The sequence below is a fragment of the Streptomyces sp. RKAG290 genome (assembly GCF_023701695.1).
Classification (GTDB): domain Bacteria; phylum Actinomycetota; class Actinomycetes; order Streptomycetales; family Streptomycetaceae; genus Streptomyces.
This window is the reverse complement of record NZ_JAJOZC010000001.1, coordinates 6,009,923-6,035,315: the sequence shown is the minus strand read 5'-3', so window position 1 is coordinate 6,035,315 and position 25,393 is coordinate 6,009,923. Positions and strand designations below refer to the sequence as shown.

Sequence of the window (25,393 nt, the reverse complement as noted above, 5' to 3'; positions counted from 1 at the left end):
CCTTCAGGATCCGTACCCCGGTCAACCGTATCGCCTGCGAAAGGCTCCGCTACTTGCCCGGCGTGGCCTCGGACTTGCCTGCCGTCTGACGCGCCACGGCCGCCTTCACCAGGCCCGCGAAGAGCGGGTGCGGGCGGGTCGGGCGGGAGCGCAGCTCCGGGTGCGCCTGCGTGGCGACCAGGTAGGGGTGGACCTCGCGCGGGTACTCGACGTACTCGACGAGCTTGTTGTCCGGGGAGGTGCCGGAGAAGACCAGACCGGCCTTCTTCTCCAGCTCGGCGCGGTAGGTGTTGTTCACCTCGTAGCGGTGGCGGTGACGCTCCTCCACGTACGGCTCGCCGTCGTAGGCCTCACGGACCAGCGAGCCCTCGGCGAGCTTCGCCGGGTACAGGCCGAGCCGCATGGTGCCGCCCAGGTCGCCCGCGCCCTCGACGTAGGCCAGCTGCTCCTCCATCGTCGAGATGACGGGGTGGGAGGTGGCGGCGTCGAACTCGGTGGAGTTGGCGTCGGGGATCTCGGCGAGGTTGCGCGCCGCCTCGATCACGATGCACTGGAGACCGAGGCAGAGGCCGAGCAGCGGCACCTTGTTCTCACGGGCGTACTGGATGGCGCCGACCTTGCCGATCACGCCGCGCTCGCCGAAACCGCCGGGGATGCAGACGGCGTCCACGTCGCCGAGCTGCTTCTTGGCACCCGCCGGGGTCTTGCAGTCGTCGGACGCGACCCACTTGACCTTGACGCGGGCCTTGTTGGCGAAGCCGCCGGCGCGGATGGCCTCGGTGACCGAGAGGTAGGCGTCGGGCAGGTCGATGTACTTGCCGACCAGCGCGACGGTGACCTCGTGGTCGGGGTTGTGGACGCGGTCCAGCAGGTCGCCCCAGGTGGTCCAGTCCACGTCGCGGAACGGCAGGTCGAGCTTGCGCACGACGTAGGCGTCCAGACCCTCGGAGTGCAGCACCTTCGGGATGTCGTAGATCGACTTGGCGTCCGGGCAGGCCACCACGGCCGCCTCGTCGACGTCGCACATCAGCGAGATCTTGCGCTTGATGGCGGTCGGCACCTCGCGGTCGGCGCGCAGCACGATCGCGTCCGGCTGGATACCGATGTTGCGCAGCGCCGCCACGGAGTGCTGGGTGGGCTTGGTCTTGAGCTCGCCGGACGGGCCGATGTAGGGCAGCAGCGAGATGTGCACGACGAAGACGTTGTCCCGGCCGACCTCGTGGCGCACCTGGCGCACGGTCTCCAGGAACGGCAGCGACTCGATGTCGCCGACCGTGCCGCCGACCTCGGTGATGACGACGTCGACGTCGTCGGTGGCCATCCGGCGGATGCGGTGCTTGATCTCGTTGGTGATGTGCGGGATCACCTGCACGGTGTCACCGAGGTACTCGCCGCGCCGCTCCTTGGCGATGACCTGCGAGTACACCTGGCCTGTAGTGACGTTGGCGGAGCCGTCCAAGTCAACGTCGAGGAAGCGCTCGTAGTGTCCGATGTCGAGGTCGGTCTCGGCACCGTCGTTGGTGACGAACACCTCACCGTGCTGGAAGGGGTTCATCGTGCCCGGGTCGACGTTCAGGTACGGGTCGAGCTTCTGCATGGTGACCCGAAGGCCACGCGCCTTGAGCAGGGCACCGAGGCTGGAGGCAGTCAGACCCTTGCCGAGGGAAGAGGCGACACCCCCGGTGACGAAGATGTGCTTGGTCGTCGTGGATGTGGGCTGCATAGCCAAAGGGGGCTCCCGTGGTCGCGATCGTGAGGTGCGTACCGGCGTTGCCGTCCGGAGATTCCGGAGGTGCCGTCGCTGCGGTTCGGGGGCCTCGTCTGCTGTTGCGGACGACCACCGGTCCACGGGCTACCAGGGTATCAGCGACGAGGGGAGCCTGCTTCCGGCCACACCCGGCACAGTCGCCACACACAATCACCGCACGTCTCTCACGCCCCACCCGTTCGGCTCATCCCTGTTGGTGGGACCGTCGCGCGGATCACTCAGGTGCGTCGTATCCTGCTCGGACACTCGCTCCGGGCGAGGTATGAGCTCGCAGGTTCCCCCACATCAACCCCTTGCAACGACCTCTTGACCCGTAGTAAGCGCCCCACGGGGCGACATGGCCGTTCGACTGGAGATGCACGTGGCCGGGCGCATCGAGGATTACGCACTCATCGGAGACATGCAGACCGCTGCCCTGGTCTGCCGGGACGGCACAGCAGACTGGCTGTGCCTGCCCCGCTTCGATTCACACGCCGTCTTCGCGGGACTGCTGGGCACCGAGGAGCATGGCTTCTGGCGCCTCGGGCCGGCCCGCGCGGAGGGCGCGGAACCCGCGTCGGCGGACCGCCGCCACTATCGCGGGGACTCACTGATCCTGGAATCGGAATGGGACACGCCGCGCGGCACGGTCAGAGTGACCGACTTCATGCCGCCGCGTGACGGCGCCCCGCAGCTGATCCGGATCGTGGAAGGAATCAGCGGCCGGGTGCCGATGCGCTCGGAACTGCGGATGCGCTTCAGCTACGGGCGGGTCACGCCGTGGGTGCACAAGGTGGACGGCCGTACGGTCGCCGTCGCGGGCCCCGACTCGGTCTGGCTGGACACCCCGGCCGAGACCTTCGGCGAGAACCTGACGACGTACTCCGACTTCACCGTCGCCCCCGGCGACCGGATCGCGTTCACCATCAGCTGGCAGCCCTCGCACCGCGAACCGCCCGCGCTCCCGGACCCGGAGGGCGCGCTGGAGGCGACCTCGGACTTCTGGCAGGAGTGGGTCGCGCAGTGCACGTACCACGGGCCCTACCGCGAGGCCGTGGTCCGCTCGCTGATCACGCTGAAGGCCCTGACGTACGCGCCGACCGGCGGCATCGTCGCCGCGCCGACCACCTCCCTGCCCGAGGACATCGGCGGTTCACGCAACTGGGACTACCGCTACACGTGGCTGCGTGACGCCGCGATCACCCTGTCCTCGCTGCTGCGCACCGGCTACCGCGAGGAGGCCCGCGCCTGGCGCGAGTGGCTGCTGCGGGCGGTCGCGGGCGACCCCGAGAACCTGCAGATCATGTACGGGATCGCGGGCGAGCGGGAACTGGGCGAGGCCGAGCTGGAGTGGCTGCCGGGCTACGAGCAATCGGGCCCGGTACGGGTCGGCAACGGCGCCGCGGGCCAGCTCCAGCTGGATGTGTACGGCGAGGTCACCGAGGCGCTGCACCTCGCGCACATGACGGGCCTGACCCGCAACGACTACGCCACCGGCCTCCAGCTCAAGCTGATCGAGTACCTGGAGAAGCACTGGGAGGAGCCGGACGAGGGCATCTGGGAGGTGCGCGGTCCGCGCAGGCACTTCGTGCACTCGAAGGTGATGGCCTGGGTGGCGGTCGACCGGACGATCAAGCTGATCGAGGCCGGGGACGCGGAAGGGCCGCTGGAGAAGTGGCGCGAGCTGCGCGACGACATCCACCGCGACGTGTGCGAGCGCGGCTACGACAAGGAGCGCAACACCTTCACCCAGTCCTACGGGTCGAAGGAGCTCGACGCCTCGCTCCTGCTGATTCCGCAGATGGGCTTCCTGCCGCCGGACGACAAGCGCGTCATCGGCACGATCGAGGCGATCCAGCGGGAGCTGTCCACCGAGGACGGCTTCGTGCTGCGCTACCCGACCTCGGGCGAGAACGCGGGCGTGGACGGTCTGGAGGGCGACGAGGGCGCGTTCCTGGCGTGCTCGTTCTGGCTGGCGGACGACCTGGCGATGATCGGCCGGGTCGACGAGGCCCGCCAGCTCTTCGAGCGGCTGCTGTCGCTGCGCAACGACCTGGGCCTGCTGGCCGAGGAGTGGGACGCGCGGCTGCAGCGGCAGGTGGGGAACTTCCCGCAGGCCTTCAGCCACGTGCCGCTGATCGACACGGCACTGCGGCTGACGGCGAGCGGGGCGTACGTGGGGTGACGGCGAAGCCGCGGTGAGCCGGACGGCTCACCGCGGCGGGCCCGCGGGGCCGCCGGGACACGCACCGGCCCCGCCGACGCCGGCCGCCACTGGCCGTCAGCCTCTCTCCCGGCCCCGTCACAGCAACCCCCACCGGCTGTCAGCCGTCCTCCGGGCCGGTTACGACGCCCCCACTGGCCGTCAGCCTCTCTCCCGGCCCCGTCACAGCAACCTCCACCGGCTGTCAGCCGTCCTCCGGCTCCGTCACGACAGGCCGCTCCGAAGGCATCCCCCACTCGCTCCAGGAGCCGTCGTACACCGCCAGTTCGCGGTATCCGGCCAGCTCTGCCCCCAGTGTCAGCACGCAGGCGGTGACACCCGACCCGCAGCTGAAGAACAGCCGCTCACGGCCGTCCGCCCGCGCGGCGAACGCGTCGCGCAGCTCACCCGCCGGGCGCATCCGGCCCTCCCGCTGGATCTCGCCGAACGGCAGACTGACCGCCCCGGGCATATGGCCGCCGCGCAGCCCCGCACGCGGCTCGGGGGCCGTACCGAGAAACCGCTCCCGGGTCCTGGCGTCGAAGACGGCGCAGGCCGGGTCGGCCAGGGCGTCCGCCACCTCGTCGGCGCCCACGATCAGCCCCGCGCGCGGCGCGGCCGTGAAGTCACCGCGCTCCGCTGCGGCCGTGGGCGCACCGCTCTCCAGCGGCAGTCCGGCGCCGGACCAGCCGGGCAGACCACCGTCGAGCACGGCCGCCCGGTCGAAGCCCATCGCCCGGAGCATCCACCAGGCCCGGGCGCTGGAGTAGACGCCTGCCCCGTCGTAGACGACCACGGTGTCTCCGGCGTGCAGGCCGAGGGAGCGCATCTCCTCGGTGAACCGGTCCGCGCCGGGCATCGCGTGGGGCAGCGGGACCGTGTGATCGCTGAGCGCACCGTCGATGTCGAACGGCCGCGCCCCCGGGATCCGCTGCCCGGAGTCCCGGTGGGCACCGACCGAGGCGTCGAGCACCAGCAGCCCCGGCGCGCCCAGCCGCTCGGCGAGCCACGCCGGGTCGACCAGCGGACCGGGCGGCCGAAGAGACGCAGGACCGGTCACGGGCGCCTCTCGGCCGGGTACCGCGGCACCGTCGTGATCCGTCCGGTCCGTGTGAGGCGGAGCTTCGTCGCGCACTGTTCCCCCAGTCCCCGAGGTGCGGTCCCTCGTGTGTGCACCGCACAGGATTTTCAAGATCGCAGCGGCACTCGGCGCCTGTCAACAGCGGCCCGTACGGTGGATTGAGCGGGCGGTGCGGTCGTGCTGCCCCACCGGCGCCGACTGCGTCCGGGGCCGGTACCTTCCTGATCAGGGCGACCGCCCGATCCGACCGAACCGAAGCGCGAGGCCAGAGCCAGTGGAGACCCAAGGCGGCATCACCGTGCAGCGAGCCCTTGAGCTGCCGGGACTGCGCAGCGGACTTCCGGAGGTGGTGTCCGGCGCCGAACGGCTCGGCCGTACGGTCCGCTGGGTGCACGCGGGCGAGGTCCCCAACATCGCTTCGCTGCTCAAGGGCGGGGAGCTGCTCCTCACCACCGGTCTGGGGCTCGGCACCCGCCCCGCCGAACAGCGTGCCTTCGTCCGCAGGCTCGCCGACCGCGGCATCGCCGCCCTGGTGGTGGAGCTCGGCCCGCGCTTCAGCAGGCTGCCCGCGTCCATCGTGGACGCCGCGCGTGCGGCCGGGCTGCCGCTGGTCCAGCTGCACCGCGAGGTGCCGTTCGTGACGGTGACGGAGGAGGTCCACACCGAGATCGTCAACGGTCACTACGCGCTCCTGCAGCAGGCCGAGGAGGTCCACCGGCGCTGCACGCACGCGCTGCTCGGCGGGGGCGGCGTGCCGCAGGTCCTGGGCATCCTGGCGGACTTCACGGCCAATCCGGTCTTCCTGGAGACGGCCGACGGCCAGCTGCTGTACGCGGCTGGCACCGAGTCCGGCCCGGTCTCGGCCGACCCGCTCCAGGTGTGGGACGGGATGCGCGGCGGCCGGGCGGCCCGCGAGTCGCCGCCGGCGAGCGCGGTGCTGGTGGATGTGCCGGGCGGCGGCCCGGGGCCGGTTCGGTACGGGCCCGGCTGGTTCTGCTGGCCGTGGACGGGCCGCTGGTGACGGTGCACCGGATGGCGGCGGAGCGGGCGGCGGGCATCCTGGCCGTGGTGCTGATGCAGGCCCGTCAGGAGGAGGAGCTCGCGGCGCGCGGCCGCGGTGACTTCCTGACGGATCTCGCCGAGGGCCGGATCGCACCCGATGACGCGCCTGCGCAGGCCCGGGTGCTGGGCTTCAAGCCGGGCGAGATGCCCCTGCTGCCCGTGGTGATGCGGCTGGCCCCCGAGCTGTCCCCTTCGGGCAACTGGGCGCTGCTGGCGCGCGCGGTCCTGGAGGAGCTGTCCTCGGTGGGAGTGCCGGTGCTGCTCGGCGTGCGGCCGGTGGAGGGCCGGGTGCCGCTGCTGCTGGGGCTGCGGACCGAGACGGAGCGCACCGCGGTGGCCGACCGGGTGGCCGCGGCACTGCGGGCCGGGGTGGAGCGGGCCGGTCTGGAGCGGGCCGGCTCCCATCCCCCGGTCGTCGTGGTCGGGGTGGCGGGCGGCTGGGGGACGGCCGGCGCGGGGCTGCGGCATGCGGCGGAGACGGCCACGGCTGCGCAGGGACTCAGCGACCGGCCCTGGTACGACGCCCGGCGCCTCGACATCGATCTGCTGCTCTGGCGGCTGCGGGACCACCCGGACCTGGCGGCCTTCGTGGAGCGGGCGATCGGCCCGCTGCGCGAGCACGACCGCACCTCGCGCCCGCCGCTGCTGCCCACGCTGGAGACGTACCTGGCGCATGCGGGCCGCAAGGCGGAGACGGCGCGCGAACTGCATCTGAACCGTCAGACGCTGTACAACCGGCTGGCCCGCATCGGTGAGCTGCTCGGCACCGATCTGGACGACCCGCAGGCGGTGCTGGCCCTGAGCCTGGCCCTGCGGGCCCGCCGCCACGCCTCCTGAGGCCTCTCGTTCGGATCACGCCGGGCTCGCGTGCCCCGGCACCGCACCTCGCGGCGTTGCCGTCAGCCGCGCTCCGGACGCCCCGCGTCAGCGGTTGCGGGCCACCGCCGACGGCTGGACCAACTCGTCGTACACGCTGAGGACTTGGGCGATCGTGTCGTCCTCGGTCGGCCAACTCGCCGCCTGCACGAGGCCCGCGGCGGACAGCCGCTGGCGCGCCACCGGATCACCGAGCAGCCGGACCACGGTGCGGGCGAGCGCCTCCGCGTTGTCGTACGGCACGAGTTCCGCGGCGTCGCCCACGAGTTCGGGCACTCCGCCGACCGCCGTGGCGACCAGCGGCACACCGATCCGCAGCGCCTCCTGCGCCAGCAGCGAGCGGGACTCCCAGCGGCTCGGCAGCACGGCCAGGTCGGCGGCGGTCAGGAGTTCGGTGACGTCGGTGCGGCTGCCGATCAGCGAGACGGGCAGGTCCTCGGCCTTGATCCGGCGCTGCAGAGCTGCCCGCTCCCGCCCCTCGCCCGCGATGACCAGCAGGGGGACGGGGTCGAGCCGGCGCCACACGCGGGCCGCGTCGAGCAGGGTGCCGTAGCCGTGCTGCGGCACGAGGCTGCCGACCGCGAGGATCAACGGCCGCTCCACCGCTCCGAGTTCGGCGCGCACCTTGCCGTCGGGCAGCATCATGGGGACACGCGGTGCGGGCGTGGCGACGGGCGCGAACCGGGCGTCACGCGCTCCCCGTTGCCGGGCCCGGTCGACCAGGTCCGACGAGGTGCCCAGCACAACAGCAGCCGCCCGGGCGGCCCTTCGCTCCAGCAGGTGCAGCACCTGTCGGCGTGCGCCTTCGGCGTGCGCCCTGGTGTGCCAGGTGACGACCAGTGGGACGCGGCGGCCACCGAGCGCCAGCGTGGCCCGTACGGCGGCGTGCAGTCCGTGCGCGTGGACGACATCGGCGCCGGCGCAGGCGGCCCGCAGCGCCGCGACGGCGGCGGGATCACTGCGCCTGGGCACCGAGGCGAAGCGGGCACCCGTGGCGGAGAAATCGTAGGCGCGGTCCAGTTCGGCCGGCGCGCAGACCGTGACCTGCACGCCTCTCGCGACCAGTCCGGCAGCCAGCGAGCTGACATGCGCGCTGCTGCCCGCACTGCCGCCGCCCAGCACTTGGACCGTACGCAGCTGTGACACGTTGAATGACTCCCGGGGCTCCCGAGTCGGCGGTATGTACACCGCCAAGGATGCCAGTTCCGTACGCACGTTCCGGCACGGCCGGACCGTGACGCCGGTGCGCACCGCAACAAACCGGGCGTGGCGCACCACTCGCACGGGTGAACAATCCACGGGCCATGACCGCGCCCGGACACCGAACTCAGCGCCTTCCCAGCGCCTCGGCGAGCCGGGTGACGCGGTGGCCGTGCACCGCCGCCGCGACGAGCGCCGCCGCGTGCACGGCGAGCCCGGGCCGGCCGGCGGTCGCGGCGACGGCGACACCGAGGGCTGCGCCCAGGGCGTGCGCGCCGGTGTCCCCGATCATGGTGCGCTCCCCCAGGTCGTCGCCGGCGAGCGCCGCGGCGGCGGCCATCGGCGCGGCGACCAGGGGGCCCCGCAACAGCCCCGGGGCCCCGAGGGTGAGCACGGCGGCGACGGCGGCGCCGGGCCGCACGTCGGTCAGGTTGATCAGGTGGGCGGTCCCCGCGATCACGATCCCGCCGAGGACACGGTCGACCGGACGGTCCTTGAGCAGCGCGCCCGCGGCGAGCCCGGCGGCCCCGATCCCGAGGAGTTTCACCGCCCCGCTGGTCACTTCGCCGTGCCGCAGCGCGGTCAGGTGCTCCCTGAACCCGCGGCGCGGATCATCGGCACCCGCGAGGTCGTCGTAGGCACCGCAGGCGGCCGCCGCCACCACGGCGAGTACGGCCGCGGCACGGGTGCGCGGCGGGAGGCGAAGGGCGGCGGCTCCGGCGGCTGTTCCCAGGGCGACGGCTGGGCCCGCGTACAGATCCACGGTGCGGCCCGCGTAGTTGGTGCGCTGCCAGGCACGCCTCGGCCGCGCCCGCAATGCCCGGTACACCACGCCGGCCACCGGCCCGGCGACTGCCGCGGCCCTCGTCGCGCCGACGAGGGCCGTGCCGTGCCGCGCGTCCCGCACCACCGGCCCTAACCGTCCGCCCGCGCCGTGGCCAGCAGTTCCTCCGCGTGGGCGCGGGCCGTCTCGGAGTCCTCCTGGCCGGCGAGCATCCGGGACAGCTCCCGTACCCGGTCCTCGCCCTCCAGGACCGTCACACCGCTCCGGGTGACCGAGCCGTCCACGGTCTTCTCGACCAGCAGCTGCCGGTCGGCGAACGCGGCGACCTGAGGCAGGTGGGTGACGACCACGACCTGGGCCGTCCTGGCCAGCTTCGCCAGCCGTCGGCCCACCTCGACGGCGGCCTTGCCGCCGACACCCGCGTCGACCTCGTCGAACAGATAGGTGGGTACGGGGTCGGAGCCGGCGAAGACCACTTCGACGGCGAGCATCACCCGGGACAGCTCACCGCCCGAGGCGCCCTTCGCGATCGGCCGGGGCTGGGCGCCGGGGTGCGGGGCCAGCAGCAGCTCGACCTCGTCCGCCCCGGACGGCCCGTAGGCCACGTTGCGTCCGCCGATCTCGATGCCGGACGCCTCGTCGGCCGCCTCGGTCTGCCGGATGTCGAAGGAGACGCGGGCGTGCGGCATCGCCAGTGAGGAGAGCTCCTCGGTGACGGCCTCGGCGAAGAGCGCCGCCGCCGCCGTGCGGGCGTCGGTCAGCGCCTGGCCCAGTCCGGAGAGTTCGGCACGCAGCGCGTCCCGTTCCGCGGTCAGTTCGCCGATCCTGTCGTCGTCGCCCTCCAGCTCGGTGAGGCGCGCGGCCCCGTCCTCGGCCCAGGCCAGGACGGCGGTGATGTCCTCGCCGTACTTGCGGGTGAGCGCGGTGAGCGCGGCGCGCCGCTCCTCGACCGCGGCGAGCCGCAGCGGATCGGAGTCCAGCTGGTCGGCGTAGCCCGCGAGTTCGCCCGCGACATCGGCGAGCAGGATGGAGATCTCGCCGACCCGGTCCGCCAGCGCGGCCAGGGCCGGGTCGTGCGCCCGGACCCCTTCCAGGGCCTGTCCGGCAGCGGCGACGATCGTGGTCGCGTCGACCGCTTCCTGGTCCTCGGGGTCGCCGGCCAGCGCGGTGTGCGCGAGGGCGGCGGCGGAGGCGAGGGCGTCGGCGTGGCCGAGCCGCTGGGCCTCGGCGGCGAGCTCGGTGTCCTCGCCGGGCAGCGGTTCGACCGCGGCGACCTCGTTCAGGCCGAAGCGCAGCAGGTCGGCTTCCTGGGCGCGTTCGCGGGCGCGCGTCGTCAGCTCGTCGAGTTCACCGGCGACGTCCCGCAGCCGCCGGTAGGCAGCCGCGTACTTGGCGTGCGGCACGGCGACGCCGTCTCCCGCGTACCGGTCCAGCGCCTGGCGCTGCCGGGCCGGCTTGAGCAGCCCCTGCTGATCGGTCTGGCCGTGCACGGCGACGAGTTCGTCGGCGAGTTCGGCCAGCACACCCACCGGCACTGATCTGCCGCCCAGATGCGCGCGCGAGCGCCCCTCCGCGGAAACGGTGCGGCTGATCAGCAGCGCACCGTCCTCGATCTCGGCCCCTGCCTCCTCGGCCCGAAGGGCCGCCGCGTCGCCCTCGGCCACGGTGATCCGCCCCTCGACGACCGCGGCCTTGGCCCCGATCCGTACGAGGGCGGGATCGGCGCGCCCGCCGAGCAGCAGCCCCAGGCTGGTGACGACCATGGTCTTGCCCGCGCCGGTCTCACCGGTCACCGCGGTGAAACCGGGTGACAGCTCCACCACCGCGTCGTCGATGACTCCGAGCGACCGTATCCGCATCTCCTCCAACACGGACATGACCATACGAGGTTTCCTGGCCCGCGTGCACACGGGCCGCGGCCGGGAGCCCCGATCGACCGCCGCGAGGGACTGCGCCCGTACCGGCCGGGGTCAGTGCGGGGCGCCCCGCCACCCCGACACCGGCAGCGCGAACTTGGCCACCAGCCGGTCCGTGAACGACGCCTGATGCAGCCGGGCCAGCCGGACCGGCACGGCGCCGCGCCGCACCTCGACCCGCGCACCGGCGGGCAGCTCCACCGTCCTGCGCCCGTCGCACCACAGCACGCCGTGCGGGGTGTGCGGCTGGACCTCGACGGCGAGCACCGAGGTCGGTGAGGTGACCAGCGGCTTGGCGAACAGTGCGTGGGCACTGATCGGGACCATCAGCAGCGCCTCGACCTCGGGCCAGACGACGGGGCCGCCGGCCGAGAAGGCGTACGCGGTCGAGCCGGTGGGCGTCGCGCACACGATGCCGTCGCAGCCGAACCCGGTCACCGGCCTGCCGTCGATCTCCAGTACGACCTCCAGCATCCGCTCGGGCGACACCTTCTGCACGGCCGCCTCGTTGAGCGCCCAGTCGGTGTGGACGACCGTGCCGTTGCTGTGCACGACGACGTCGATCGTCATGCGTTCCTCGACGGTGTACGCCCGGGTGACGACCCGGTCGACGACCTTGTCCAGGTCGTCGCGCTCGGCCTCGGCGAGGAAGCCGACCCGGCCGAGGTTGACGCCGAGCATCGGCACCCCGGACGCGCGCGAGAGCTCGGCGCCGCGCAGCAGCGTCCCGTCGCCGCCCAGCACGATCAGCAGCTCACAGCCGTTGACCGCCTCGGGGGTGGCATCGGTGACCGTCTCGACGGACGGCGGCAGCGGCAGGTCGGCCGCCTCGGTCGCCAGCACCCGTACGCCCAGGCCGCTGCGGAGCAGCCCCTGGACGACGAGCTCGGCGCTTCGGATCGCGGCCGGCCGGCCGGTGTGCGCCAAAAGAAAGACTGTTCGTGCCGCATTCGTCGTCAACGAGGCCCCTCCGCCACTGCACGGTCGACATCTGCGGGATCCAGCTCAGGTGCTCCGGCCCGCAGCCACAGAAAGTACTCGACATTTCCCGAAGGGCCGGGCAGCGGGCTCGCCGTGACGCCCTGGACCCCAGGCCAAGCGCCCAGGCCCGGCGCGCCACCTCCCGTACCGCTTCGGCACGCAGCTCCGGGCTGCGCACCACACCGCCGCTGCCGAGCCGCTCCTTGCCCACCTCGAACTGCGGCTTGACCATGAGGACCAGGTCGGCACCGGGGGCGGTGCAGCGCGCCAGGGCGGGCAGTACGAGCCCGAGCGGGATGAACGACAGGTCGCCCACCACCAGGTCCACGGGCTCGCCGTCGATGGCCTCCGGTGTCAGTTCGCGCACGTTGGTGCGGTCCTTGACGATGACGCGGTCATCGGACTGGAGCGACCAGGCGAGCTGCCCGTAGCCGACGTCCACGGCGACGACGCGGTCGGCCCCGGCCCGCAGCAGCACATCGGTGAACCCGCCGGTCGACGCCCCGGCGTCCAGCGCCCGCCGCCCCTCCACCTTCAGTCCGAGGGGTACGAAGGCGGCCAGGGCGCCTGCCAGCTTGTGGCCGCCCCGCGAGACGTACTCGGGGTCGCTGTCGTCCTTGGTGACGACGACCGCGGCGCTCGTCTCGACCTGGGTGGCCGGTTTGGTCGCGGTGTTGCCGCCGACGGTCACCCGCCCTGCGGCGATCAGCTGGCTCGCATGCTCGCGTGAGCGGGCGAGCTTTCGGCGCACCAGCTCGGCGTCGAGGCGGCGACGGGCCACTCCTGCCACGTTCGGTTCAGCTCCTGTTGTCGTACGAGGGCATCGGTGCGGGTACCGGTGCGGGTGCGGGCCTGGCGTCCAGCGCGGTCAGCGCGTCGCGCAGGCCACGGTGTACATCCTCGTACACCTCGATGTGTCCGTCCGCCGGGAGGTGGTCGGCATCGGCCAGACGCTCCAGTCCCGCGTCCACTTCGGCGTTGCCGGTGGGCGTGCGTACGACACCGAGGGGCGCGGGCCCCACCGGCTCGTGCGGGACGGCCGCGGGCGGCTCCTGCGGTACGTCCTGCGGGATCCCCCGGGCGCTGTTCCGGCAGCCGTCCCGGCCCCGGCATCGAGTCGCTCATGCGGGAAACGCTACCCCGAAGGGCTGCGGTACCGTCGATCACAATGGCGACCATGGCGGAGTGCCGCAGCGCACTCGACAGACTCTCGGACAACCTCGCGGGGGCCGACGGCGACGTGCGCAGCGCGGCTGCCCTCGACCGCTCGCTGAGCTGTCACATCAAGGACCTGGACATCACCTTCACCGGGCGGCTGGCGGGCGGCCGGATCCGGGTCCTGGACACGGTCGAGGGGCCGCCGCCGGAGAAGGCCGAGATCCGCCTCGCGATGACCGGCGACGACCTGGTGGCCATGGTGAACGGCGACCTGAACTTCGCCAAGGCCTGGGGCTCGGGCCGCGTCCGCCTGGAGGCAGGCTTCCGCGACCTCCTGAAACTCAGATCCCTGCTGTGACAACACCGGCCGCATCAAGCCCGTCCGGCGATTGAGGACAAAGCGGGGCCGCAGGCCACGCCGCCGCCCGTCACCGCCCCGCCTGCGCACCCGCTCCGCGCCCGACAGCCACCCCGCCGCTCCGCGCTCCCCGCACCCGCGCGGCCGGCACCACCAGCGGCGTCCCGGTCTCCGGATCGGGGATCACCTGGCACCGCAGCCCGAACACCCGCTCCACCAGCTCCGCGGTGACGATCTCCCCGGGCGCACCCTCCGCGACGATCTCGCCCTTCCGCATCGCGATGAGATGCGTGGCGTACCGCGCGGCGTGGTTCAGATCGTGCAGGACGGCCACCAGCGTGCGCCCCTGCGTCTCGTGCAGCTCCGCGCACAGGTCGAGTACATCGATCTGGTGCTGGATGTCGAGGTACGTCGTCGGCTCGTCGAGCAGCAGCAGCGGCGTCTGCTGCGCGAGCGCCATCGCGATCCAGACGCGCTGGCGCTGTCCGCCTGACAATTCGTCGACATAGCGATCACCGAGCTCACCGACACCGGTCGCCGCCATCGATTCCTCGACAATGCGTTCGTCCTCGGGTGACCACTGCCTCAGCAGTCCCTGGTGCGGATAGCGTCCCCGGGCCACCAGGTCGGCCACGGTGATGCCGTCGGGCGCGATCGAGGACTGGGGCAGCAGCCCCAGCGTCCTGGCGACCTTCTTCGCCGGCATCCGGTGGATCGCCTGCCCGTCCAGCAGCACCTGGCCCGGCTCGGCTTCAGCATCCGGGAGAGCGCCCTCAGCAAAGTCGACTTGCCGCAGGCGTTGGGGCCGACGATCACGGTGAACGACTGGTCGGGTATCTCGACCGAGAGGTTCTCCGCGATGATCCGCTGGTCGTAGCCGAGGGTCACCGAGTCCGCGGTGAGGCGTTGCATGGTCGTACTCCGTGAGTCGGTCGGGGTGCTGGGGCAATGGGTGGCGGGTGACGGCTTCGCGCCGCCTGCACGGGTCTTCAAATGCGGCCCGCCTTGCGCTCGGACACCAGCAGCCACAGCAGATAGCAGCCGCCGAGCACGCCGGTGACCACCCCGACCGGCAGTTGCCGGTCACCGAAGGCTTCCATGGCGACCCAGTCGGCGACCAGCAGCAGCGCCGCGCCCATGAAGGCCGAGGCCACCAGGTTGGGGCCGGTCGAGCGGGTCAGCCGGCGGGCCAGCTGCGGCGCGCTCAGCGAGACGAACGCGATCGGCCCGGCCGCGGCGGTGGCGACGGCGACGAGGAGGACGGCGGAGCCCATCAGGACGAGCCGCGTGCGTTCGACCCGTACACCGAGTGCGTAGGCGGCGTCGTCGCCCATCTCCATCACCCGCAGGGCCGGACCGTGGCCGAACACGAGCGGCAGGAGAACACCGCAGACCACGAGCAGCGGCCAGACCTGGGCCCAGTCCCGGCCGTCGAGCGAGCCGGTCATCCAGACGACGGCCCGGGTCGCGTCCACCAGGTTGGCCTTGGTGATCAGGTACTGGGTCACGGCGGTCAGCATGGCGGCGGCACCGATCCCGACCAGCACGAGCCGGAAGCCGTGCACCCCGCGCTTCCATGCCAGCAGGTAGACCGCCACCCCCGTCAGCAGACCGCCGGCCACGGCACCGCCCGCGACCGCCGTCGCCCCGCCCTGGAACAGGACGATCACGCTCAGCGCGCCCACCGTGGCGCCCTGGCCGAAACCGAGCACGTCGGGGCTGCCGAGCGGATTGCGCGAAATGGTCTGGAAGACGGCGCCGCCCGCACCGAGCGCCGTACCGACGAGGAGTCCCACCAGCACCCGCGGCAGCCGCAGGTCCGTGACGATCAGCTCCTGCTGGAAGGTGCCGTGCCCGAAGAGCGTGCTGACGACTTCCTCCGGGGTCATGGCGAAGTCACCGCTGCCGATGAGGACCACACCGGACACCGCCACCACGGCGGCGAGCAGCACGACCACCACGGCCGCCCGGACGTTCATCCGGAACGAGTACCTGCCCGCCGCCCGCACCGCTCTCACCGACCGGGCGGTACCCACCGGCCGCGCTGTCCGCGTTGTCCCTGCTGTCCCCTTCGTGGCCTTCACAGCTGGGACATCCTCTTGCGTCGTACGAGATGGATGAAGACGGGCCCGCCGAGCAGCGCGGTGACGATGCCGACCTGCAGTTCGGACGGGCGGGCCACGACGCGGCCCACCACGTCCGCGCCGAGCAGCAGCGCCGGGGAGAGCACCGCCGCGTACGGCAGGATCCACCGCATGTCGGGGCCGGTGATGGCGCGGACCAGGTGCGGGATCATCAGCCCGATGAAGACGATCGGCCCGCACGCGGCGGTCGCCGACCCGCAGAGCAGGGTGACGGCGAGCATGGCGAGGACCCGTGTCCTGGTCAGGTGCGCGCCCAGGGCCCGTGCCGTGTCGTCGCCCATCTCCAGGGCGTTGAGCGGCCGCGCGATGAGCAGGGTCAGTACGACACCGATCGCGATGAACGGCCACACCTTGCCGAGGGTCTCGGTGTTCGCAGAGGCCAGCGAGCCGACGGTCCAGAACCGCAGCCGGTCCAGCGCCGCCGAATCCAGCAGCTGTACGGCGTTGACGTACCCGTAGAGCGCGGCGGTGACCGCCGTCCCGGCGAGCGCGAGCCGTACGGGGGTGGCGGACCGACTGCCGCCGAGCAGGTACACGGCCACCGACACGATCGCGGCACCCGCGAAGGCGAACCAGACATACCCGGTCAGCGAGGTGACGCCGAAGAAGCTGATGGCGGAGACGACCGCGGCCGACGCTCCCGCGTTGACACCCAGCAGTCCGGGCTCGGCCAGCGGGTTACGGGTCAGCGCCTGCATCACCGCGCCGGCAAGGCCGAGTGCGGTGCCGACGATCAGCCCGAGCACGGTCCGCGGGATCCGCACCTTGCGCACGAGGACGTCGTCGCCGCCCCCGGCGTAGTGGAACAGCCCGTGCCATACGTCGGCGAGGGGCAGCGCCTTGGCGCCGATCGCGATACTCGCCAGACACACCAGCACGAGTACCGCCAGGGCCACCAGGAGCCCTGCGGCTCGTACCGCATGGCGCCGCCTGCGGGGCGCAGGTTTCTCCGGCGCGGCTATCGGGCCTGCACTCGGTTCCGGGGGACTCTCAACGAACACGCGGTTAGGTTAGCCTACCCTCCCGTGACCTCGATCCGGCCTCCGTACCTGTGAAGGAGGCCCGGCCTGCCCGGGAACCTCCGGCGGCCGGCCCGGGAACCCCCCGGCGGCCGGCAGCGGGGCCGTTGCGGTGTCGCGGCTGCGTCCCCGGCGGGGGCCTCGGAGGCTTTTCTGCGGCTGCCGTCCCGCGCAGGGGCTGTGGAGGTCCGCGGCTGGTCCCGGGCGGGCGGCTTCGCAGATCCGCGGGTGCTACAGCCCGAGCCTGGCGACCGCCTTCGCCGCGTCCAGCCCGCACGAGCCCTCCCCGGCGTGCGACCATGCCGCCGCGCTCAGCGCACGCAGCCCGTCGAGCGCCTCCCCGTCACCGTCCAGCGCCAGCTCCTCGCCCCGGACGGACGCCGTCCAGCCACCGCAGCCGAAGCTCTCGTCGTCCTGGGTCACCTCGGGCTGCCCCGTCAGCAGTCCCCGCAGATCGGCGTCCACATAGGTCGGCCGGTGCTCCGGCTTCGCGGCCAGCAGCTGCGCCGCGTCCGTCACCCCGGTCAGCACCAGCAGCGAGTCGACGCCGCCGTTGAACGCCCCCTCGATGTCCGTGTCGAGCCGGTCACCGACCACCAACGGCCGCTCGGCACCGGTCCGCAGCACCGTCTCCCTGTGCATCGGGGGCAGCGGCTTCCCGGCCACCTGCGGCTCGGCACCGGTCGCGATCCGCACGACCTCCACCGCCGCCCCGTTGCCCGGCGCGATGCCCCGGGCACTCGGAATGGTCAGATCCGTATTGGACGCGAACCACGGCAGACCGCTGTTGACCGCATAGGCGGCCTCGGCGAACCGGCCCCACGTCATGTCGGGCCCGCCGTATCCCTGCGCCACCGCCACCGGCCCGTCGTCCGCCGACTCCACCGGCTGGAGCCCGCGTTCGCGCAGCGCCACCCGCAGCCCCTCGCCCCCGACCACCAGCACCCGGGCGCCGGCGGGCAGCTGATCGGCGATCAGCCGGGCCACGGCCTGCGCCGAGGTGATCACGTCGGCGGACTCGGCCGGCACCCCGAGTTCGGTCAGATGCTCCGCCACCGCGTCCGGCGTCCGCAGCGCGTTGTTCGTCACGTACGCCAGGTGCATGCCACCGTCCCGCGCCGTGCCGAGGGCCTCGACCGCGTGGTCGATCGCCTGCCCGCCCGCGTACACCACCCCGTCGAGATCGAGCAGCGCCGTGTCGTACGCCTCGCTCAACGCCGTGCTGCTCCCGCTCGGCCTGGTCCTGCTCGCCTGACTCATATCGTGCGCTCCTCGTTGCCTGCGTCTCCCCCGATCATCGCGTATCCCCGGACCGCACATACGATGCAGAAATGAACACATCAGGCCGCGCGGACCAGGGACTGCACCTGATCCCGTTCCGTGGACTGCGATACGTCCCCGAGCGGGTCGGCAGTCTCGCCGCGGTGACCTCGCCCCCGTACGACGTCGTCGTACGGCCCGATGGACTCCTCCATCTGGAATCGGCGGATCCGCACAACATCGTGCGCCTGATCCTGCCGCAGGCCGACACCGCGTCCGCCCGCCACGAGCAGGCCGCCGCGACGCTGGACCAATGGCTGGCCGAGGGCATCCTCGCCCCCGATGCCGAGCCCGCGCTGTACGTGTACGAGCAGCGCAACAGCGAGATCCTGCAGCGCGGCGTCGTCGGTGCGCTGGCGCTCTCCGGCCCCGCCGACGGCATCGTCCTCCCGCACGAGGACGTCATGGCCGACGTCGTCGAGGACCGTGCCGACCTGATGCGGACCACGGCGGCCCATCTCGAACCACTGCTGCTGACCTACCGCAGCGACGGCAGCGCCACCGGCGCCGCCGATGTCATCGAGCGGACGATCCAGCAGCCGCCACTGCTCGCCACCACCACCGAGGACGGCTTCAGCCACCGGCTCTGGGCGGTCACCGACCTCGCCGACCGCTCGGTGATCGAGACGGATCTGGCCCGTCGCCAGGCCCTGATCGCCGACGGTCACCACCGCTGGGCCACCTACCTCCGGCTGCAACAGGAACACTCCGCGCCCGGCCCCTGGGACTTCGGCCTCGTCCTCCTGGTCGACACGGCCCGGTACCCGCTGCGGGTGCGGTCCATCCACCGGCTGTTGCACGGACTGCCCGTGGCCGATGCCCTCGCCGCACTGACCGGCCTCTTCCGGATCCGCGACGTCCGGGGACCACTCCCCCTGGCTCTGGAAGCCCTGGCCGAAGCAGCCGCAGCGGGCAACGCCTTCCTCCTCGCGGGCGACGGTGGATTCCATCTGGTCGACCGCCCCGACGAGAACCTGCTGGCCCGCACCGTTCCGGCGGACCGGCCGGCCGCCTGGCGCAGCCTCGACGCGACGGTCCTGCACTCGGCGCTGCTCGACCAGGTCTGGCAGATCCCCGACGACCCGGCGCACATCGCGTACATCCACGACACAGCGGCTGCCGTCGAGCAGGCCGAACGGCACGACGCCACGGCGGTGCTGATGCATCCGGTGCGCGAGGAAGTCGTCCGTGACCTGGCCCGACAGGGCGTCACCATGCCGCGCAAGTCGACCTCCTTCGGCCCCAAGCCGGCCACGGGCCTGGTCCTGCGAAGCCTGACCTTCGGCTGAGCACGACCTTCGGCTCGGCACGGCCTTCGGCTGGGCCCGGACACAGAAGAGGGCGGCACCCCGAGTGGGGTGCCGCCCTCTTCTTCTGCGTTACGCCTTGACCGGACCGTCCTCGTCCAGGTCGTCGCCGTCCTCGTCCAGGTCGTCGCCGTCCTCGTCCTCGACGCGGCGGTCGTCCGCGGCGTTCACCACCGGCGCCTCGACGTCATCGACGGCGTCGGCGGGCGCGGGAGCCTGGGCGCCGTCCTCGTCGTCACCGAGGGCATCGACGAACTCGACACCGTCCAGCTCGGCGAGCCGGTCCGACGCGTCGGTGGAGCCGTCCTTGTCGGCCTCCAGGGCCTTCCCGAACCACTCACGCGCCTCGTCCTCGCGACCGGCGGCCAGCAGCGCGTCCGCGTACGCATAACGCAGTCGCGGCGTCCAGGGGTGGACGGCGCTGGAGGCCAGCTCGGAACTCTGGAGGGTCACGATGGCGGCATCGATCTGCCCCATGTCCCGACGGGCGCCGGCGGCGACCAGACGCATCTCGACCTGTCCGGCCTTGTCCAGCTTCTGCACCTCGGGCTCACCGGCCATGGCCATCGCCCGCTCCGGCCGGCCGAGGCCGCGCTCGCAGTCGGCCATGACCGGCCACAGCTCCACGGAACCGGTCATCCGACGGGACGCCCGGAACTCCGCCAGCGCCTCCGCATACTTCTGCGTCGCGTAGGCCGCGAAGCCCGCCGCCTCACGCACAGCTGCGACCCGCGAGGCCAGTCGCAGGGCGATACGCGAGTACGCGTACGCCTGCTCGGGGTCCTCGTCGAGCAGCCGCGCCACCATGACCAGGTTCCTGGCGACATCCTCGGCCAGGGTCTTGGGCAGGCTCATCAGCTCCTGCCGGACGTCCTTGTCGATCTCGTGACCGGTGACCTCGTCGGGGATGGGCAGGCGCTTGATCGGCTCACGCTCGCGCTCGTCCCGACGCTCGTACCCACCACGGTCGTCGCGGCCGCGGTAGCCGCCCCGGTCGCCTTCGTCCCGCCGACCGCGGAAGCCGCCACCGCTGGAACCGCCACGGCTGTCATCGCGCCGGAAGCCACCACCGGAGGAGCCACCACGGCTGTCATCGCGCCGGAAACCGCCACCGCTGGAACCACCACGGCTGTCATCACGGCGGAAACCGCCGCCGGAGGAGCCACCACGGCTGTCATCGCGCCGGAAGCCACCACCGCTGGAACCACCACGGCTGTCATCACGGCGGAAACCGCCGCCGGAGGAGCCGCCACGGTTGTCGTCGCGCCGCGGGGCACGGTCCCGGTCGCCGCCGCGGTTGTCGTCGCGTCGGAAGCCGCCGCCACTGCTGGAGGAACGGCTGTCATCGCGGCGGAAACCGCCGCCGGTGCTGCCACCACGGCTGTCGTCGTCGCGACGGGGGCCACGCGGCCCGTCGTCACGCCGCTCGAAGCCACCACCGGAACGCCCACCACGGTCATCATCACGACGCGGAGCCCGGTCATCACGACGGAACCCACCACCGGACGAGCCAGAACCGCCCCGGTCATCACGACGGAAACCGCCACCGGAGGAACCGCCGCGGTTGTCGTCGCGGCGGAAGCCGCCGCCACCGCCGGAAGAGCCACCACGGCTATCGTCGCGGCGGAAGCCGCCGCCGGTGCTGCCGCCACGGTTGTCGTCGTCGCGACGGGGGCCACGCGGCCGGTCATCGCGCCGCTCGAAGCCACCACCGGAACGCCCACCACGGTCATCATCACGACGCGGAGCTCGGTCATCACGACGGAACCCACCACCGGACGAACCCGAGCCACCCCGGTCATCACGACGGAACTCACCACCGGCAGAACCGGAGCCACCACGGTCGTCGCGACGGAAGCCACCACCGGAGGAACCGCCGCGGTTGTCGTCGCGGCGGAAGCCGCCGCCACCGCCGGAAGAGCCACCACGGCTATCGTCGCGGCGGAAACCGCCGCCGGTGCTGCCGCCACGGCTGTCGTCGTCGCGACGGGGGCCACGCGGCCGGTCATCGCGCCGCTCGAAACCACCACCGGAACGCCCACCACGGTCATCATCACGACGCGGAGCCCGGTCATCACGACGGAACCCACCACCGGACGAACCGGAACCACCACGGTCATCACGACGGAACCCACCACCGGACGAACCGGAGCTGCCCCGGTCGTCGCGACGGAAGCCACCACCGGAGGAGCCAGAACCACCCCGGTCGTCACGGCGGAAACCCCCACCGCTCGAACCACCACGGCTGTCATCACGGCGGAAACCACCACCGGACGAGCCGCCACGGCTGTCGTCGCGCCGCGGGGCACGGTCCCGGTCGCCGCCGCGGTTGTCGTCACGGCGGAAACCGCCGCCACCACTGCTGGAGGGGCGACTGTCATCGCGACGAGGACCGCCGCTGTGGGTGGGCCGGCTGTCGTCACGCCGGCTTCCACCTCGGTCGTTGTCCCGACGCTGGCCGCCTGACCGGTCGTCACGACCACCGCTGACGCCGCCCCGGTCACCGCCGTCCCGGCGGTGCGGCTCGCGCTCCGAACGATCGTCGGGAGAGTTGGTGGACATCGGTGGTGCTCCTGTCATCGGGTACTACAGACATTCTCGCGCAGCCGGACATCCGACGCGCTTCGACAAAACAAAAAGGACCCTTGGTCCCAGCGTTGAACGCTGGGACCAAGGGTCCTTCAAAGATTGTTCGGCGGCGTCCTACTCTCCCACAGGGTCCCCCTGCAGTACCATCGGCGCTGAAAGGCTTAGCTTCCGGGTTCGGAATGTAACCGGGCGTTTCCCTAACGCAATGACCACCGAAACCCTATCGGGTTCTAGCGAACAAGCACACTTTTCAATTAAGTTAGTGAAGCTGTTCAACCGGTGCGATAACTGTTCGCAACCCGGGAACAACACAGTGGACGCGAGCAACTGAGGACAAGCCCTCGGCCTATTAGTACCAGTCAGCTCCACCCGTTACCGGGCTTCCACATCTGGCCTATCAACCCAGTCGTCTACTGGGAGCCTTAACCCCTCAAGAGGGTGGGAATACTCATCTCGAAGCAGGCTTCCCGCTTAGATGCTTTCAGCGGTTATCCTTTCCGAACGTAGCCAACCAGCCATGCCCTTGGCAGGACAACTGGCACACCAGAGGTTCGTCCGTCCCGGTCCTCTCGTACTAGGGACAGCCCTTCTCAATATTCCTACGCGCACAGCGGATAGGGACCGAACTGTCTCACGACGTTCTAAACCCAGCTCGCGTACCGCTTTAATGGGCGAACAGCCCAACCCTTGGGACCGACTCCAGCCCCAGGATGCGACGAGCCGACATCGAGGTGCCAAACCATCCCGTCGATATGGACTCTTGGGGAAGATCAGCCTGTTATCCCCGGGGTACCTTTTATCCGTTGAGCGACAGCGCTTCCACAAGCCACTGCCGGATCACTAGTCCCGACTTTCGTCCCTGCTCGACCCGTCGGTCTCACAGTCAAGCTCCCTTGTGCACTTACACTCAACACCTGATTGCCAACCAGGCTGAGGGAACCTTTGGGCGCCTCCGTTACTCTTTAGGAGGCAACCGCCCCAGTTAAACTACCCATCAGACACTGTCCCTGATCCGGATCACGGACCCAGGTTAGACATCCAGCACGACCAGAGTGGTATTTCAACGACGACTCCACAACCACTGGCGTGGCCGCTTCAAAGTCTCCCACCTATCCTACACAAGCCGAACCGAACACCAATATCAAACTATAGTAAAGGTCCCGGGGTCTTTCCGTCCTGCTGCGCGAAACGAGCATCTTTACTCGTAGTGCAATTTCACCGGGCCTATGGTTGAGACAGTCGAGAAGTCGTTACGCCATTCGTGCAGGTCGGAACTTACCCGACAAGGAATTTCGCTACCTTAGGATGGTTATAGTTACCACCGCCGTTTACTGGCGCTTAAGTTCTCAGCTTCGCCGACCCGAAAGTCAGCTAACCGGTCCCCTTAACGTTCCAGCACCGGGCAGGCGTCAGTCCGTATACATCGCCTTACGGCTTCGCACGGACCTGTGTTTTTAGTAAACAGTCGCTTCTCGCTGGTCTCTGCGGCCACCCCCAGCTCATGGAGTAAATCCAATCACCAGTGATGGCCCCCCTTCTCCCGAAGTTACGGGGGCATTTTGCCGAGTTCCTTAACCATAGTTCACCCGAACGCCTCGGTATTCTCTACCTGACCACCTGAGTCGGTTTAGGGTACGGGCCGCCATGAAACTCGCTAGAGGCTTTTCTCGACAGCATAGGATCATCCACTTCACCACAATCGGCTCGGCATCAGGTCTCAGCCTTAATGTGTGACGGATTTACCTACCACACGGCCTACACCCTTACCCCGGGACTACCACCGCCCGGGCTGGACTACCTTCCTGCGTCACCCCATCGCTTACCTAGTACAAGTCTGGTTCGTCGGCTCCACCACTACCCTCAACTCCGAAGAGATCGGGCCGGCTTCACGGACTTAGCATCGCCTGATTCAGTATTGGGCGTTTCAAAGCGGGTACCGGAATATCAACCGGTTGTCCATCGACTACGCCTGTCGGCCTCGCCTTAGGTCCCGACTTACCCTGGGCAGATCAGCTTGACCCAGGAACCCTTAGTCAATCGGCGCACACGTTTCTCACGTGTGTATCGCTACTCATGCCTGCATTCTCACTCGTGAACCGTCCACAACTCGCTTCCGCGGCTGCTTCACTCGGCACACGACGCTCCCCTACCCATCCATACTCCCGTTGGGGATATGTGTATGAATGACACGACTTCGGCGGTACGCTTGAGCCCCGCTACATTGTCGGCGCGGAATCACTTGACCAGTGAGCTATTACGCACTCTTTCAAGGGTGGCTGCTTCTAAGCCAACCTCCTGGTTGTCTCTGCGACTCCACATCCTTTCCCACTTAGCGTACGCTTAGGGGCCTTAGTCGATGCTCTGGGCTGTTTCCCTCTCGACCATGGAGCTTATCCCCCACAGTCTCACTGCCGTGCTCTCACTTACCGGCATTCGGAGTTTGGCTAAGGTCAGTAACCCGGTAGGGCCCATCGCCTATCCAGTGCTCTACCTCCGGCAAGAAACACACGACGCTGCACCTAAATGCATTTCGGGGAGAACCAGCTATCACGGAGTTTGATTGGCCTTTCACCCCTAACCACAGGTCATCCCCCAGGTTTTCAACCCTGGTGGGTTCGGTCCTCCACGAAGTCTTACCTCCGCTTCAACCTGCCCATGGCTAGATCACTCCGCTTCGGGTCTTGAGCGCGCTACTAAATCGCCCTATTCGGACTCGCTTTCGCTACGGCTTCCCCACACGGGTTAACCTCGCAACACACCGCAAACTCGCAGGCTCATTCTTCAAAAGGCACGCAGTCACGACGCACCGAGCAAGCTCGATGCGCGACGCTCCCACGGCTTGTAGGCACACGGTTTCAGGTACTATTTCACTCCGCTCCCGCGGTACTTTTCACCATTCCCTCACGGTACTATCCGCTATCGGTCACCAGGGAATATTTAGGCTTAACGGGTGGTCCCGCCAGATTCACACGGGATTTCTCGGGCCCCGTGCTACTTGGGTGTCTCTTAAACGAGCCGTTAATGTTTCAGCTACGGGGGTCTTACCCTCTACGCCGGACCTTTCGCATGTCCTTCGCCTACATCAACGGTTTCTGACTCGTCTCACAGCCGGCAGACCGTGAAAAAGAGATCCCACAACCCCGCATGCGCAACCCCTGCCGGGTATCACACGCATACGGTTTGGCCTGATCCAGTTTCGCTCGCCACTACTCCCGGAATCACGGTTGTTTTCTCTTCCTGAGGGTACTGAGATGTTTCACTTCCCCTCGTTCCCTCCACACTGCCTATGTGTTCAGCAGCGGGTGACAGCCCATGACGACTGCCGGGTTTCCCCATTCGGACACCCCCGGATCAAAGCTTGGTTGACAGCTCCCCGGGGCCTATCGTGGCCTCCCACGTCCTTCATCGGTTCCTGGTGCCAAGGCATCCACCGTGCGCCCTTAAAAACTTGGCCACAGATGCTCGCGTCCACTGTGCAGTTCTCAAGCAACGACCAGCCACCCATCACCCCGCCCTTACAGGCGAGTTCACTGGGGCCGGCGTTTGAAGGCGACCTTGCGGCCATACCTTCAGACACCCAACAGCGTGCCCAGCACCTCGAATTCACTCGGTTCGTTTTCCACGCTCCGAAGAGCAGTACTTACGACC

General features: G+C 70.2%; 14 protein-coding genes, 2 rRNA genes and 4 pseudogenes. 5 read left to right on the top strand and 15 right to left on the bottom strand.

Annotation, left to right across the window (positions count from 1 at the left end; translation table 11 throughout):
• Positions 1–49: 49 nt before the first annotated feature.
• Positions 50–1,723: a CTP synthase gene (locus LNW71_RS26680; protein ID WP_250970531.1), complete on the bottom strand. Its 1,674-nt coding sequence runs from the start codon at positions 1,721–1,723 to the stop codon at positions 50–52.
• 406 nt (positions 1,724–2,129) lie between these two features.
• On the opposite strand from LNW71_RS26680, the gene LNW71_RS26675 reads away from it, so the two are divergent.
• Entirely contained in the window at positions 2,130–3,932 is a 1,803-nt protein-coding gene (locus tag LNW71_RS26675) for a glycoside hydrolase family 15 protein (RefSeq protein ID WP_250972161.1), read from the top strand.
• Between the two features lie 223 nt (positions 3,933–4,155).
• On the opposite strand, the gene LNW71_RS26670 is transcribed toward LNW71_RS26675, so the two are convergent.
• Positions 4,156–5,010 carry a sulfurtransferase gene (locus tag LNW71_RS26670; RefSeq protein ID WP_250970530.1) on the bottom strand — a complete coding sequence of 285 codons (855 nt, stop codon included), beginning with the start codon at positions 5,008–5,010 and terminating at the stop codon, positions 4,156–4,158.
• Between the two features lie 295 nt (positions 5,011–5,305).
• Between LNW71_RS26670 and LNW71_RS26665 the strand changes: the two are divergent.
• A pseudogene (locus LNW71_RS26665) lies at positions 5,306–6,930 on the top strand (PucR family transcriptional regulator).
• An 87-nt stretch (positions 6,931–7,017) separates the two neighbouring features.
• On the opposite strand, the gene LNW71_RS26660 reads toward LNW71_RS26665, so the two are convergent.
• From LNW71_RS26660 to LNW71_RS26635, 6 genes and pseudogenes are all read right to left on the bottom strand, one after another.
• Complete coding sequence (locus LNW71_RS26660) at positions 7,018–8,115, bottom strand: glycosyltransferase family 4 protein (protein WP_250970529.1); 1,098 nt, start codon at positions 8,113–8,115, stop codon at positions 7,018–7,020.
• A 181-nt stretch (positions 8,116–8,296) separates the two neighbouring features.
• Positions 8,297–9,079, bottom strand: a complete 783-nt coding sequence (locus LNW71_RS26655) for a hypothetical protein (protein WP_374119454.1) — start codon at positions 9,077–9,079, stop codon at positions 8,297–8,299.
• Positions 9,080–9,084: 5 nt separating this feature from the next.
• Positions 9,085–10,830 carry a DNA repair protein RecN gene (recN, locus tag LNW71_RS26650; protein ID WP_250970528.1) on the bottom strand — a complete coding sequence of 582 codons (1,746 nt, stop codon included), beginning with the start codon at positions 10,828–10,830 and terminating at the stop codon, positions 9,085–9,087.
• Positions 10,831–10,923: 93 nt separating this feature from the next.
• Positions 10,924–11,829: an NAD kinase gene (locus tag LNW71_RS26645; protein ID WP_250970527.1), complete on the bottom strand. Its 906-nt coding sequence runs from the start codon at positions 11,827–11,829 to the stop codon at positions 10,924–10,926.
• Positions 11,826–12,640: pseudogene (locus LNW71_RS26640) on the bottom strand (TlyA family RNA methyltransferase). The gene LNW71_RS26645 and the pseudogene LNW71_RS26640 overlap by 4 nt, the downstream one beginning before the upstream one ends.
• 7 nt (positions 12,641–12,647) lie before the next feature.
• Positions 12,648–12,975 (bottom strand): annotated as a pseudogene (locus tag LNW71_RS26635) (hypothetical protein).
• A 43-nt stretch (positions 12,976–13,018) separates the two neighbouring features.
• Between LNW71_RS26635 and LNW71_RS26630 the strand changes: the two are divergent.
• Complete coding sequence (locus LNW71_RS26630) at positions 13,019–13,366, top strand: SCP2 sterol-binding domain-containing protein (RefSeq protein ID WP_250970526.1); 348 nt, start codon at positions 13,019–13,021, stop codon at positions 13,364–13,366.
• Positions 13,367–13,436: 70 nt separating this feature from the next.
• Here the strand turns inward: LNW71_RS26630 and LNW71_RS26625 are convergent.
• From LNW71_RS26625 to LNW71_RS26610, 4 genes and pseudogenes are all read right to left on the bottom strand, one after another.
• Positions 13,437–14,278: pseudogene (locus tag LNW71_RS26625) on the bottom strand (ABC transporter ATP-binding protein).
• Between the two features lie 77 nt (positions 14,279–14,355).
• A complete protein-coding gene (locus LNW71_RS26620) occupies positions 14,356–15,345 on the bottom strand; it encodes an iron chelate uptake ABC transporter family permease subunit (RefSeq protein WP_250972159.1) in 990 nt (329 codons plus the stop codon).
• 101 nt (positions 15,346–15,446) lie between these two features.
• Positions 15,447–16,406: an iron ABC transporter permease gene (locus tag LNW71_RS26615; RefSeq protein ID WP_250970525.1), complete on the bottom strand. Its 960-nt coding sequence runs from the start codon at positions 16,404–16,406 to the stop codon at positions 15,447–15,449.
• Positions 16,407–16,760: 354 nt separating this feature from the next.
• Positions 16,761–17,789: an HAD-IIA family hydrolase gene (locus LNW71_RS26610; RefSeq protein WP_250970524.1), complete on the bottom strand. Its 1,029-nt coding sequence runs from the start codon at positions 17,787–17,789 to the stop codon at positions 16,761–16,763.
• Between the two features lie 71 nt (positions 17,790–17,860).
• On the opposite strand from LNW71_RS26610, the gene LNW71_RS26605 reads away from it, so the two are divergent.
• Positions 17,861–19,138, top strand: coding sequence for a DUF1015 domain-containing protein (locus tag LNW71_RS26605; protein ID WP_250970523.1), 1,278 nt, complete (start codon positions 17,861–17,863; stop codon positions 19,136–19,138).
• A 90-nt stretch (positions 19,139–19,228) separates the two neighbouring features.
• On the opposite strand, the gene LNW71_RS26600 is transcribed toward LNW71_RS26605, so the two are convergent.
• A complete protein-coding gene (locus tag LNW71_RS26600; RefSeq protein ID WP_250972158.1) occupies positions 19,229–20,011 on the bottom strand; it encodes a tetratricopeptide repeat protein in 783 nt (260 codons plus the stop codon).
• Positions 20,012–20,041: 30 nt separating this feature from the next.
• Here LNW71_RS26600 and LNW71_RS36570 point away from each other — a divergent pair, with 30 nt between their 5' ends.
• Positions 20,042–21,622: a hypothetical protein gene (locus LNW71_RS36570; protein ID WP_308294522.1), complete on the top strand. Its 1,581-nt coding sequence runs from the start codon at positions 20,042–20,044 to the stop codon at positions 21,620–21,622.
• 224 nt (positions 21,623–21,846) lie between these two features.
• Here LNW71_RS36570 and rrf read toward each other — a convergent pair.
• Both rrf and LNW71_RS26585 read right to left on the bottom strand, forming a co-directional pair.
• Positions 21,847–21,962: ribosomal RNA gene (rrf, locus tag LNW71_RS26590) — 5S ribosomal RNA — on the bottom strand.
• A gap of 112 nt (positions 21,963–22,074) precedes the next feature.
• Positions 22,075–25,199 (bottom strand): 23S ribosomal RNA (locus LNW71_RS26585).
• Between the last annotated feature and the right edge of the window lie 194 nt (positions 25,200–25,393).